Below are 12,154 nucleotides of genomic sequence, written 5' to 3'. Positions count from 1 at the left end.
CTTCGGTCGGATCCCACACGGCCGGACCTTCGGTCGGATCCCACACGGCCGGTGACGGATGACACCGGAACAGGTCGCCACCGCAGGCAAGCCGGGAGTGCTCGCGCTCGGCGAGGAGTACAACCGCTGTCCCACCACGCTGCGCCGGGCACGGCTGCTCGGCATCTCCGGTTGGGCGTTCTACATCACCGGGCGGGCCGGCGCGCTGGGTGACGTGCGGGCCGAGACGGTGGCCGCCGCCCTCGGTTTCATCGCCCCCGAGGCCGTGGCCGACGGGTGGGACGCCGCGATCCGCACCGTACGACCCTCCGAGGTGGCCGCCGCCAGCCTGACCGAGTGTGCCCGGTGGGGCGAGGAGACCCTGTCCGACCTGCCTTTCGCCGACCGGCTCGCGGCGCTGGTGGAGCAGGCCGTAGCGGCGGCCGACGCCAGCGCCATGCCACTCTTCGCGGCCTGGCGGGCCATGCCGTCAGACGCCCGGAGCGCCGGCGCCCGGCTGGCCGTCGGGCTGCGCCTGATGCGGGAACACTTCACCGGCGCCCACCTGGTCGCCGTACGCGCCAGCGGGATGACCCCGTTGGAGGCGGTGCTGGCCGGTCCCGAGGGCGAGAACGGCGCGATGGCCTGCGGCTGGCCGCCGCCGTACCCATCGGTCGGGCCGCTGGTGCGGCGGCGGCTGTGGGCCGAGGCGGTGACCGACCGCCTCGTCGCGCCCGCGTTCGTGGCGCTCGGCCCGGTCGACGGTGCCGAACTGGTCGAGCTGCTGGCCGTCGCGCGGGCGCACACCCAACGCTGAAACCGCGACCGCACGGCGTCGGGGCGGGCATCGGCGCGGCGGCGTGGGCCGTACCGGGCTGTGATGGATCCCCCCAGGTTCGGGGTCGCCGCCTGCCGCGATGGCGGGCGGTAGCAGACTGGGGGAGTGGGAGACGCGCTACGCCGATGCGGTGCCGGTGGGGCGGGACCGCAGTTCGGTGACGTAGTCGTCGGGCGCGCCCGCCTTCTCAGCAGCGTTAGCGATCTCCGACAGGTACCACGAGGTGGGCAGGCCACCCTCGTAGCCGTCGAAGACGTAGACCCAGGCGGTCACCTCGCCGTCCAGCGTCGAGACGCGGACGGTCAGCTTCCGGTACGTGCCGGAGGTGACGCCCTCGATCTCGTCCAACTGGGCCGCGTCGTACGGGTGGATGTCGTAGAGCGCCACGAACACCCGGTCGCCGGGAGACTCGACCACGGAGCTGACCGCGCCCTCCCAGCCGATCACGTCATCGCCGGCGAAGGTGAGCCGCCAGCCCTCCAGCCAACCGATGCCGACCATCGGGGAGTGCGGACAGTAGGCCCGCATCCGAGCGGGGTCCAGGTTCGAGCCGTAGGCGGCGTAGTGACGCACGGCGATGACGATAGCCCGGCCGGCGGCCGGAGGAGAACACGGCGGTGCGTGTCGGACGTGTCGGGGAGAAGAAAGTCACTGTGAGCATCGACGAAGGGCGGTCGTGGTGAGCCGGATCGTGATCATTGGCGGGGGGCCGGCGGGCTACGAGGCGGCGCTGGTGGCCGCCCAGTTGGGCACCGACGTCACCGTCGTGGAGACCGACGGCGCCGGAGGTGCCTGTGTACTGTCCGACTGCGTACCGTCGAAGACGTTCATCGCCAGCTCCGAGGTGGTGACCGGGTACCGCGACACCGAGGTGTTCGGGGTGCACTCCGACGGCCTGGAAGCGGTCACCGTCGACGCCCGGACGGTCCACGAGCGGGTCAGGCGGCTCGCTCTGGCGCAGTCCGCCGACATCCACGCCAAACTGCTCAAGGCCGGGGTCACCTTCGTCGCCGGGCGGGCCCGGCTCGGTGAGGACGCGCTCGGTCACACCCACCGGGTGATCGTCACGCCGGACGGTGAGGAGGCGGCGTACGCCATCGACGCCGGCACGGTGCTGATCGCCACCGGCGCCACCCCCCGCCAACTGCCCACCGCGGTACCCGACGGCGAGCGCATCCTGACCTGGCGGCAGGTGTACGACCTGCCTGAGCTGCCGGAACACCTGATCGTCGTCGGCTCCGGGGTGACCGGCGCCGAGTTCGCCAGCGCGTACCTGGCGATGGGGGTCGAGGTGACCCTGGTCTCCAGCCGGGACCGGGTGATGCCGCACGAGGACGCCGACGCCGCCCAGTCGATCGAACAGGTCTTCCGGACCCGGGGCATGAGCATCCTGAACAACTCCCGCGCCGAGGGCGTCCGCCGCACCGACAGTGGCGTCGAGGTCGAGCTCTCCGACGGCCGTAAGGCGTCCGGCTCGCACGCGCTGATCGCGGTCGGCTCGATCCCCAACACCGCCGAACTGGGCCTGGCCGAGTACGGCGTCGAGCTGGCCCGCGGCGGGTACGTGACGGTGGACCGGGTCTCCCGGACCAACGTGCCCGGCATCTACGCGGCCGGCGACTGCACGGGGGTACTGCCGCTGGCCAGCGTCGCCGCCATGCAGGGCCGGATCGCCATGTGGCACGCGCTCGGCGAGGCGGTCCGGCCGTTGCGGCTGCGTACCGTCGCGGCGAACGTCTTCACCGATCCGGAGCTGGCCACGGTCGGCGTGTCGCAGGACGAGGTGGATGCGGGCAGGGTGCCGGCCCGTCAGGTGATGCTGCCGCTGGGTGGCAACGCCCGGGCGAAGATGGACGAGATCGCGGACGGTTTCGTCAAGCTGTTCTGCCGCCCGGCCAGCGGCCAGGTGATCGGCGGTGTGGTGGTCGCCCCCAAGGCCAGCGAGCTGATCCTCCCGATCACCATGGCGGTCGAGAACAACCTCACCGTCAACGAGCTGGCCCAGACGATCACCATCTACCCGAGCCTCTCCGGCTCGGTCACCGAGGCCGCCCGCCAACTGATGCTCCACGAACTGGAGTGACCCCCACCCCATCCGGCTCGCCGATAATGGAGTTGTGGTTGTTGATCTGTGCCGGTTCGCGGCTTTCGCGGGGTGCCACAACTGCATGATCGACGGCTGCGGGGGCGAGGATGACGGCCAGGAGGGTCAGCAGGGCGACTTCGGTGAGGATGAGGGCGCGCTCGATCAGGCCGTACAGGGCTCGGTCTCCGGGATAGGCGGACCAGACCATGGCGGCGGCCAGCAGCAGGCTGGCCAGGGTCAGCGCGCGCAGCCAGTGGCGGGCGCGGGCGTCGGTGGGGAGCCGGGCGGCGAGCAGCCAGCCGGCGACCGGCAGGGCCAGGAAGGCGACCACCGAGGCGTACCGGTGCACGTATGCGGCGGTGCTCATCTCGGTGCCAGGCGGATTCGTCGGCACCAACCCCGCCACCAGCAGCCCACCCGCCCAGGCCGCCAACAGCACCTCGGCGACCATTCCCCGCCGCCCGGCACGGGCTTCTCCACCGCCGACCGCGCCTACCCGGGTCACTCCGGGCGCACCGAGCTGGCGTAGGGCCGGGACGAGCATCGCGGAGGCGGCGGCGAGCAGGAGCATGGCCACGTGGATGACTCCGCCGGAGTCGGAGACGGCGTAGTCGCTGACGGTCAGGCTCACCGGGTCCAAGCCGTCCACCCCCAGGTGTCCGACGATCGCGAGCAGGGCCGCGAGGGCGATCCCGCCGAGAGCCAGTACCCCGCCGTTTCGGTTTCCGGGCATACCTCAGCCTGTCGTTGGCGACACCCCAGGCGGATCCGGGACGAGCACCGAAATCGATCCCAGGGACCACCCCTACCCGTGATCGGGCATCTCCCTGGCCGGGTCCGGGTGGCCGCCCGCCGGTCCGTTCAGTCGGCGGGCGTCCCGGCAGGGGCCCGGGTCAGCCGGGCGGCGACCAGGGCGAGCGCCCAGCCGGTCAGCGCGAAGCCGGCGGCGGCCACCGCCGCGATCGCCACCATCTGCCAGGTGGACCCGGTCAGCGCCGCACCGCCCAGGTGCCCGAGCAGCCCGCCGTAGGAGGCCCAGGCGACCGCCGCGACGGTGGCGTAGGGCAGGAAGAACCGAAGTGGGTACCGGCTGCGGCCGGCAGCGAAGCAGGCGGCCATCCGACCGCCGGGCACGAAGCGGCAGAGCAGGATCGTCACCGGCCCGGACCGGCGCAGGCCTCGGGTGACCCGGCCGGCCATCCGCCGGGTACGCCCGGTGCCGACCGGCCGGGGTGGCCGCCGTCCCGGTGCGCCACGGCCCAGCAGGTAGCAGCCCAGGTCCCCGGCGAGCACGCCGAGTGCTCCGGCGGCGACGGTCCACGGCAGGCTCAACCCGCCGTGCACGGTGAGCGCGCCGCCGGTGAGCATCAGCAGTTGGGTGGGCACCACCGGTACGAAGGCGTCCACGAGCAGCAGGCCGAACAGTGCGAGGTACGCTAGGCCCGGCGACGCCACCTGGGTGAGTAGTTCGGGCACCTGCGCCACCTCGCGAACTTCTCCGATCGGAACGTTCCGATCCTGACGGCGTGTCGGGCGTCACCCCGACCTGCCCTGGCCGGCCGTGACCAGCGACACCTCGCCTCAACGGGGTCGCAGGTGTCGGCGGGCACTCGGCCGACCATCTGAATATCGACGAAGGTGGTTGGAATTGGGCGGTCGCCAGATCGTCTTCCGGCAGCGTACCGTTGTCGGCGCGTGGCCCGGTGAGCATCAGGTCCCGCGTTCCTGATGCCCGAGCCGCCGCCGGGCCGCTGGCAGGTCCCGTGCCAGCGGCCCGGCCCCGATCCACCCGATCGCCGCTCGACCCCGAAGCGCGGGCCTGCGTCCGGGCCGCCCGGTTAACGAGGTGCGGCGGCGCGTGGCGCGGGAGTACGGTCACGGCATGTGTGGTGCGGTGCTGACGACGACGCCGGGGAAGCCTGGCGCGCCGCACTGACGTCTTCCGTCTACCGAGGCCCCGGGCGAACCGCCCGGGGCCTCGTACGTCGTGGGTGAAGGTCGCGTCGGGGCGTACCGCCAAGGAGCGCGACATGACCGACCACCGCCGGCTCGGCCGGGACCTAAACCTGTTCGCCACCGATCCGCTCACCGGTGCCGGCCTGCCGATCTGGCTGCCGGCCGGCGCCGCCGCCCGGCACGCCATCGAGGAGTACCTGCGTGACCTGGAACGCCGAGCCGGCTACCAGCACGTGCACACCCCGCCGCTGGGCCGGCGCGAACTGTTCGAGACCTCCGGGCATCTCGGCTACTTCGCCGCCGAGATGTTCCCGCCGATGCGGCTCGGCGAGGCCGACGACGAGCTGGTGCTGCGCCCGGCGCTCTGCCCCCACCACGCACTGGTCTACCGCACCCGTGGCCGCTCCTACCGGGACCTGCCGATGCGGGTGGCCGAGATCGGCGGCATGTACCGGGCGGAGCGTTCGGGGGTCCTCGGCGGGCTGTCCCGGGTACGCGCCATCACCCTCAACGACGCGCACAACTTCTGCGCGCTGGAGCAGGTCGGCCAGGAAGTGTCGGAGATCCTCAGGCTGATCCGCGCGGCGCACGACGCGCTCGGGGTGCGTCCGGCGGGCGTACGGCTGTCCCGGCGCGGGCCGGGGGAGAAGTACGTCGGCGGCGACGCGGACTGGGCCCGGGCCGAGGAACTGCTCCGCGCCGCACTCGGTCAGGTGGCCTACACCGATGCGCCGGGCGAGGCGGCCTTCTACGGCCCGAAGATCGACATCCAGGTGCTGGACGCCGCCGGGCGGGAGCTGACCATCTCCACCGTTCAACTCGACTTCGACAAGCCGGAGCGGTTCGACCTGTCGTACCACGACTCGGGCGGGGCGCGGCGGCGGCCGGTGATGGTGCACCGCAGCCTTGTCGGCAGCATGGAGCGACTCTTCGCCTACCTGATCGAGGTGCACCAGGGAGCCTTCCCGGCCTGGTACGCCCCCGTGCAGATGGTGGTCCTGCCGGTCGGCGACGGTCAGGCCGGCGTGGCCGTCGACCTGGCCCGTCGAGCCACCGAGGTGGGGCTACGGGTCGAGGTGGACCATGGTGGATCGCTGGGCGCCCGGGTCCGTGACGCGGCCCGCCGACGAATCCCGTACGTCGCGGTGCTGGGCGCGCGGGAGGCGGCCGACGGCCGGGTGGCGCTGCGGCTACGCGACGGCCGGGCACTGGAACCGCTGCCCGAGTCGGACATGATCGGCCTGGTCGCCGCAGTGGTGGCCGCCCGCACCGGCGACCTGCTGCCCATCGACTGAGACCGGGTGCCGGCCAGCTTTCACCAGCTGGTCGGCAGCGGCATCCCCTCGGTGTAGCCGGCGGTGCTCTGGACGCCGACCAGCACCCGTTCGTGGAACTCTTCGAGGCTGCGCGCACCGGCGTAGGTGAACGCGCTGCGCACCCCCGAGATGATCTCGTCGATCAGGTCCTCCACCCCGGGCCGGGTCGGGTCCAGGTACATCCGGGCCGACGAGATGCCCTCCTCGAAGATCGCCTTACGGGCGCGGTCGTAAGGGCTGTCCTCGGCGGTCCGGGCGCTGACCGCGCGCGCCGAGGCCATCCCGAAACTCTCCTTGTAGCGCCGGCCCTCCTCGTCGGTGTAGAGGTCACCGGGGGACTCGTAGGTGCCGGCGAACCAGGAACCGATCATCACGTTCGACGCCCCGGCGGCCAGCGCCAGCGCCACGTCCCGGGGATGCCGTACCCCACCGTCGGCCCACACGTGGCGGCCCAGCTCGCGGGCTGCCGCCGCACAGTCGAGCACCGCCGAGAACTGTGGCCGGCCCACCCCGGTCATCATCCGGGTGGTGCACATCGCGCCCGGCCCGACGCCGACCTTGATGATGTCCGCACCCGCCTCGACCAGGTCGCGTACCCCCTCGGCGGTGACCACGTTCCCGGCGGCCACCGGGACGGCCGGGTCGAGCCCGCGTACGGTCCGCAGGGCGGAGATCATCCGTTCCTGGTGGCCGTGCGCGGTGTCGACGACCAGGGTGTCGGCTCCCGCCTCCAACAGCGCCGCGGCCTTGCCGGCCACATCACCGTTGATGCCCACCGCCGCCGCGATCCGCAGCCGGCCGAGGTCGTCCACCGCCGGCCGGTAGAGCGTCGCCCGCAGCGCGCCGGGCCGGGTCAGCACGCCGACCAGCCGTCCCTCGCCGTCGACGACGGGTGCCAGCCGGCGCCGTCCGGCCGAGAGTCGGTCGAAGCCGGTACGCGGGTCCGCGTCGGCCGGCACGGTGTGCAACTCGGCTGACATCACGTGCCGCAGCTGGGCGAAACGGTCCACGCCGACGGTGTCGGCCTCGGTCACCACGCCCATCGGCCGGCCCGCCTCGTCGACCACGATCACCGCGCCGTACGCCCGCTTCGGCAACAGGTGGATGGCGTCACCGACGGTGTCGGTTGGCCCCAGCGCGATCGCGGTGTCGTGCACCAGGTGCCGCTGCTTGATCCAGGCGACGACCTCGGCCACCACGTCGATCGGGATGTCCTGCGGGATCACCGCGATGCCGCCACGCCGGGCCACCGTCTCCGCCATCCGCCGGCCGGCGACCGCCGTCATGTTCGCCACCACCAGCGGGATGGTGGTGCCCGTGCCGTCGCCGGTGGCCAGGTCGACATCGAGCCGCGAGCCCACCTTCGAACGGGCCGGTGCCATGAAAACGTCGTTGTAGGTCAGGTCGTACCCGGGAATCGCGCCATCAAGGAACTGCACCCGGCCATCATTGCTCAACCAGGTAGCAGGGCCACGGCCACTGCGACCATCACCACCGCGATCACGCCGTCGAGGACCGTCAGATTCGGGTGCGCGCGAGCAGCGGGACGAGCCGGCACGTACCCGCACCGAGCGCGGTGAACCACAGTACGAAGGCGTTCCACCGGCAGCACCGGCGGCTCGACTCGCCGGTGCTGACCGCGGTGAGCACCGCCGTCTGCGCGGTCGCCGCCGACGCCCCCCGCTGAGCCCCCCACCCCTCAGGCGATGGTGCAGATGGCGGCGCCAGAGGTGATCACCGCGCCCACCTCGGCCGAGAGGCCGCTGACCGTGCCCGCCTTGTGCGCGTACAACGGCTGCTCCATCTTCATCGCCTCCAGCACCACGACGAGGTCCCCCTCGGCGACGGTGTCCCCGTCGGCGACCGCGATCTTCACGATGGTGCCCTGCATCGGCGAGCCGAGCGCGTCGCCGCTCGCCGCCGCACCGACGGTGGCACCGCCGGCGCGTCGGACAGGTTTCCGCACGGCCGACGCGGAACTGGGCGTACCGCCACCGAGCCCGGCGGGCAGGCTGACCTCCAGCCGCTTGCCGGCCACCTCCACCACGACGGTCTCGCGTTCGGCCGGCACCGCGACGGCCCCGGCGGCGGCGAACGGTGGCACGGTGTTGGCGAACTCGGTCTCGATCCAGCGGGTGTGCACGCTGAACGGCTCGGCGGTGAAGGCGGGATCCCGGACCACCAGGCGGTGGAAGGGCAGCGCCGTCGCCATCCCCTCGACAACCATCTCGGAAAGCGCCCGGCGGGCCCGCTCCAGCGCCTCGGTCCGGGTCTCGCCGGTGACGACCAGCTTGGCCAGCAGGGAGTCGAAGTTGCCGCCGACCACGTCGCCGGCCGAAATCCCGGTGTCCACCCGCACCCCGGGGCCGGTGGGCAGCCGCAGTGCGGTGACCGTGCCGGGGGCGGGCAGGAAGTTGCGGCCCGGGTCCTCGCCGTTGATCCGAAACTCGATGGAGTGTCCGCGCGCGATCGGGTCCTCGGTGAACCGCAGCTTCTCGCCGTCGGCGATACGGAACTGCTCGCGCACCAGGTCGATGCCGGCGGTCTCCTCGGTGACCGGGTGCTCCACCTGTAGCCGGGTGTTGACCTCCAGGAAGGAAACGGTGCCGTCGTTGCCCACCAGGTATTCCACGGTGCCGGCACCGTGGTAGCCGGCCTCCCGGCAGATCGCCCTGGCGCTGTCGTGGATCTGAGCCCGCTGCGCGGTGGTGAGAAACGGCGCAGGCGCCTCCTCGACCAGCTTCTGGTGCCGGCGCTGCAACGAGCAGTCCCGGGTACCCACCACGATCACGTTGCCGTGCTGGTCGGCCAGAACCTGCGCCTCGACGTGCCGCGGCTGGTCGAGGTACCGCTCGACGAAGCACTCGCCTCGGCCGAAGGCGGCGACCGCCTCGCGGGTGGCCGACTCGAACAGCTGCGGAATCTCCTCCATCGTGCGGGCCACCTTCAGCCCGCGCCCGCCGCCGCCGAAGGCCGCCTTGATCGCCACCGGCAGGCCGTGGTCGACGGCGAAGGCCGCCACCTCGTCGGGGCCGGCGACCGGGTCGGCGGTGCCGGGCACCAGAGGAGCGCCGGCCCGCTGGGCGATGTGCCGGGCGGTGACCTTGTCGCCGAGGTCGCGGATCGCCTGCGGGGCGGGGCCGATCCAGGTCAGGCCGGCGTCGAGGACAGCCTGGGCGAAGTCGGCGTTCTCGGCGAGGAAGCCGTATCCGGGGTGCACGCCGTCGGCGCCGCAGCGGGTGGCCACCTCGATCAGCTTGCCGATGCTCAGGTAGGAATCGGCTGCGGTGTCGCCGCCCAACGCGTACGCTTCGTCGGCGAGCGTGGCGTGCAGGGCATCCCGATCAGAGTCCGCGTACACCGCGACGCTGCCCAGGCCGGCGTCCTGGCAGGCGCGGATGACCCGGACAGCGATCTCGCCCCGGTTGGCGATGAGTACCTTGCGCACCTTGGTGGCTCCTCCCGGCGGGTTACTGACCGGGAGTTTATCGGCCACCCCAGCGGCCCTAACGATCGCTCAGTGTGGGATGGCGCACGTCCGGCCAGGCTGGTCGCGGCGTGGTGTCACACCGATGTGGTCGACTGCCGGTGACTATGGTGGCCGACGAAGGTCATCGGCGGGGAGCACGAGCGGGGAGCAAAGATGATCGAGACCAGAGGGCTGCGGAAGTCGTTCCGCAGCCGGGCCGGTCGGGAGACGAAGACCGTCGAGGCGGTACGCGGCGTCGACCTGGACGTGCCGGCCAGCGAGATCTTCGGATTCCTGGGCCCGAACGGCGCAGGCAAGACCACCACCCTGCGGATGTTGGCGACGCTGATCGAACCCGACGGCGGCCAGGCCACCATCGCCGGTGCCGACCTGCTGAAGGATCCGGGCGAGGTACGCCGCCGGATCGGCTACGTGGCCCAGGGCGGCAGCACCTGGGACGAGTCCACCGCACGCGAGGAGCTGGTGCTCCAGGCCCGGATGTACGACATCGGCAAGGCCGAGGCGCACCGGCGGGCCGCCCGCGCCCTGGAGGCGTTCCAGCTCACCGAGTTCGCCGACCGCAAATGCAAGACCTACTCCGGCGGCCAGCGGCGCCGCGTCGAGATCGCGCTCGGCATCATCCACGAGCCGAAAATCGTCTTCCTGGACGAGCCCACCACCGGGCTCGACCCGCAGAGCAGGGCACACATGTGGGACGAGATTCGGCGGCTGCGCGCCGACGGGATGACCGTCTTCATCACCACCCACTACCTGGACGAGGCCGACGCGCTCTGCGACCGCATCGCGATCATGGATCAGGGCGAGTTGGTCGCCGAGGGGACTCCGACCGACCTCAAGCGGGAGATCTCCGGTGACGTCGTGCTGGTCGGCCTGGACATCGTCGCGACCGGTGAGGCCGAGAAGCTGCTCGACGGCGAGGAGTACGTGAGCCGGCTGGAAACCCTGGAGGAGGGCGGCCTGCGGCTCTTCGTCGACGACGGCGCCACCGCCATTCCCCGGATCCTGCGCCGGATCGACGGTGCCGGGCTCGACCTCAAGTCCATCGAGTTGCACCGCCCGAGCCTCGACGACGTCTTCCTCACCAAGACCGGCCGCTCGCTGCGCGAGTCCTGACCCCGACCAGGAGAACTGATGAAACTCGCCCGCGACACCTGGCTGATCTTCCAGCGGCAGCTGCACCTGCTGCTCCGCAATCCCGTGTGGGTCTTCGTCGGCATCTTCCAACCGGTGATGTACCTGCTTCTCTTCGCCCCCCTGCTCAAACCCGCGCTCGGCGCACCCACCCAGGCCGAGGCTTACAAGATCTTTGTGCCCGGGCTGCTGGTGCTGCTGGCCATTTTCGGTGGCCTCTTCCAGGGCTTCGGCCTGATCGCCGAACTGCGGGCCGGGGTGATCGAGCGGTCCCGGGTCACCCCGGTCAGCCGGCTTGCCCTGCTGCTCGGCCGCTCGCTGCGTGACGTCGTGTCGCTGCTGGCGCAGGCGGTCATCATCACACTGCTGGCGCTCCTGTTCGACCTGCGCGTGTTCATCGGCGACCTGCTGCTGGCGTTCCTGATGCTCGCCCTGATCGCGCTGATGACCTCGGCGGTCTCCTACGGCGTCGCTCTCAAGGTTAAGAGCGAGGATGCCCTGGCGCCGCTGATGAACACTGTTGCCCAGCCGGTGCTGCTGCTCTCCGGCATCCTGCTGCCGCTCGCCTTCGCTCCGGGCTGGTTGCAGGGCGTCGCCAAGTGGAACCCGTTTTCCTGGGCGGTCGACGGCACTCGGGCGCTGTTCAACGGTGATGTCGGCGACGACCGGGTGTGGCAGGGGCTGAGCATCATCGCGGTGCTCGCCGCTGCCGGCGTCTACTGGGCGGCCCGCCAGTTCGCCCGCAGCGTCCGCTGACGGGCATTTGGCGGGCGCACGCATGTCAGTGCACGTGGGCGAGGGTCAGGCCGTCGGCGATGGGCAGCATCACCGCATCCACTCGCACGTCGGCGAGCACTTCGTCGTTGAATGCCGCGATCGCACGGTCGTCGACGCTCTGCGGCGCCACCACCCGGCCGCTGCGCAGCACGTTGTCGACGGCGATCACGCCGCCGGCCCGCATCCGGGGCACCAGTTCGGCCCAGTAGACCGGGTAGCCAGTCTTGTCGGCGTCGATGAAGGCGAAGTCCAGGTAACGCTCGTTCGGCAGGTCCCGCAGAGTCTTGCCGGCCGGCCCGATGCGCAGGTCGATCCGGTCGTCGACGCCGGCTCGTGCCCAGTAGCGGCGGGCGATGCCGGTGTACTCCTCGGAGATGTCGAAGCAGGTCAGCAGCCCGCCCTCGGCCAGCCCTCGGGCAATCGCCAGCGAGGAGAGCCCGGTGAAGGTGCCCACCTCGACCGCGTGTCGGGCGTCGAGTAGCCGGGTCAGGAATGTCAGGAAGGCGGCCTGCTCCGGGGCCAGGGCTATTGCGTTCTGGGGTAACTGCTGGTCACGGCGGTTATGAGGTCGTGTGAGCGAC

Annotated in this window: 11 protein-coding genes; 5 read left to right on the top strand and 6 right to left on the bottom strand. The window is 71.7% G+C overall.

The genetic code is table 11. The features are described from left to right. Positions 1-58 precede the first annotated feature (58 nt). Positions 59-796 carry an SCO6745 family protein gene (locus ACFHWY_RS22475; protein ID WP_416582221.1) on the top strand — a complete coding sequence of 246 codons (738 nt, stop codon included), beginning with the start codon at positions 59-61 and terminating at the stop codon, positions 794-796. Positions 797-934: 138 nt separating this feature from the next. Here ACFHWY_RS22475 and ACFHWY_RS22470 read toward each other — a convergent pair whose 3' ends face one another. Further along, positions 935-1,390, bottom strand: a complete 456-nt coding sequence (locus ACFHWY_RS22470; RefSeq protein WP_416582220.1) for a gamma-glutamylcyclotransferase — start codon at positions 1,388-1,390, stop codon at positions 935-937. A gap of 106 nt (positions 1,391-1,496) precedes the next feature. On the opposite strand from ACFHWY_RS22470, the gene ACFHWY_RS22465 reads away from it, so the two are divergent. Beyond that, a complete protein-coding gene (locus ACFHWY_RS22465) occupies positions 1,497-2,900 on the top strand; it encodes an NAD(P)H-quinone dehydrogenase (protein ID WP_416582219.1) in 1,404 nt (467 codons plus the stop codon). Here ACFHWY_RS22465 and ACFHWY_RS22460 read toward each other — a convergent pair. Next, entirely contained in the window at positions 2,857-3,636 is a 780-nt protein-coding gene (locus ACFHWY_RS22460) for a DUF998 domain-containing protein (protein ID WP_416582218.1), read from the bottom strand. The two genes, ACFHWY_RS22465 and ACFHWY_RS22460, sit on opposite strands and share 44 nt — an antisense overlap. Before the next feature lie 128 nt (positions 3,637-3,764). Continuing rightward, positions 3,765-4,379, bottom strand: coding sequence for a DedA family protein (locus tag ACFHWY_RS22455; RefSeq protein WP_416582217.1), 615 nt, complete (start codon positions 4,377-4,379; stop codon positions 3,765-3,767). 515 nt (positions 4,380-4,894) lie between these two features. Here ACFHWY_RS22455 and thrS point away from each other — a divergent pair. Further along, complete coding sequence (gene thrS, locus ACFHWY_RS22450) at positions 4,895-6,154, top strand: threonine--tRNA ligase (protein ID WP_416582216.1); 1,260 nt, start codon at positions 4,895-4,897, stop codon at positions 6,152-6,154. A 20-nt stretch (positions 6,155-6,174) separates the two neighbouring features. Here the strand turns inward: thrS and ACFHWY_RS22445 are convergent, their stop codons facing one another. Together ACFHWY_RS22445 and ACFHWY_RS22440 are read right to left on the bottom strand one after the other, a co-directional pair. Then, positions 6,175-7,614 (bottom strand): GuaB1 family IMP dehydrogenase-related protein, encoded by a 1,440-nt coding sequence (locus ACFHWY_RS22445; protein ID WP_416582215.1) that lies wholly within the window; start codon positions 7,612-7,614, stop codon positions 6,175-6,177. Between the two features lie 260 nt (positions 7,615-7,874). Beyond that, positions 7,875-9,623 carry an acetyl/propionyl/methylcrotonyl-CoA carboxylase subunit alpha gene (locus tag ACFHWY_RS22440; protein ID WP_416582214.1) on the bottom strand — a complete coding sequence of 583 codons (1,749 nt, stop codon included), beginning with the start codon at positions 9,621-9,623 and terminating at the stop codon, positions 7,875-7,877. A gap of 195 nt (positions 9,624-9,818) precedes the next feature. Between ACFHWY_RS22440 and ACFHWY_RS22435 the strand changes: the two genes are divergently transcribed. After that, positions 9,819-10,778, top strand: a complete 960-nt coding sequence (locus ACFHWY_RS22435; RefSeq protein ID WP_416582213.1) for an ATP-binding cassette domain-containing protein — start codon at positions 9,819-9,821, stop codon at positions 10,776-10,778. Positions 10,779-10,796: 18 nt separating this feature from the next. After that, positions 10,797-11,552, top strand: coding sequence for an ABC transporter permease (locus ACFHWY_RS22430; protein WP_416582212.1), 756 nt, complete (start codon positions 10,797-10,799; stop codon positions 11,550-11,552). A 25-nt stretch (positions 11,553-11,577) separates the two neighbouring features. Here the strand turns inward: ACFHWY_RS22430 and ACFHWY_RS22425 are convergent. Further along, positions 11,578-12,154, bottom strand: a 577-nt coding sequence (locus ACFHWY_RS22425; RefSeq protein ID WP_416582211.1) for an O-methyltransferase, incomplete at its 5' end; no start/stop codon positions are given.

It is taken from the genome of Micromonospora sp. LOL_024, assembly GCF_048060415.1.
In the GTDB taxonomy this organism is placed as follows: domain Bacteria; phylum Actinomycetota; class Actinomycetes; order Mycobacteriales; family Micromonosporaceae; genus Micromonospora.
This window is presented reverse-complemented; position numbering and strand designations above follow the sequence as displayed.

Excerpts from the sequence above, each read along its gene's own strand:
- ACFHWY_RS22460 (WP_416582218.1), bottom strand. The coding sequence starts at position 3,636 with ATGCCCGGAAACCGAAACGGCGGGGTACTGGCTCTCGGCGGGATCGCC.
- ACFHWY_RS22475 (WP_416582221.1), top strand. The coding sequence starts at position 59 with ATGACACCGGAACAGGTCGCCACCGCAGGCAAGCCGGGAGTGCTCGCG.
- ACFHWY_RS22430 (WP_416582212.1), top strand. The coding sequence starts at position 10,797 with ATGAAACTCGCCCGCGACACCTGGCTGATCTTCCAGCGGCAGCTGCAC.
- ACFHWY_RS22435 (WP_416582213.1), top strand. The coding sequence starts at position 9,819 with ATGATCGAGACCAGAGGGCTGCGGAAGTCGTTCCGCAGCCGGGCCGGT.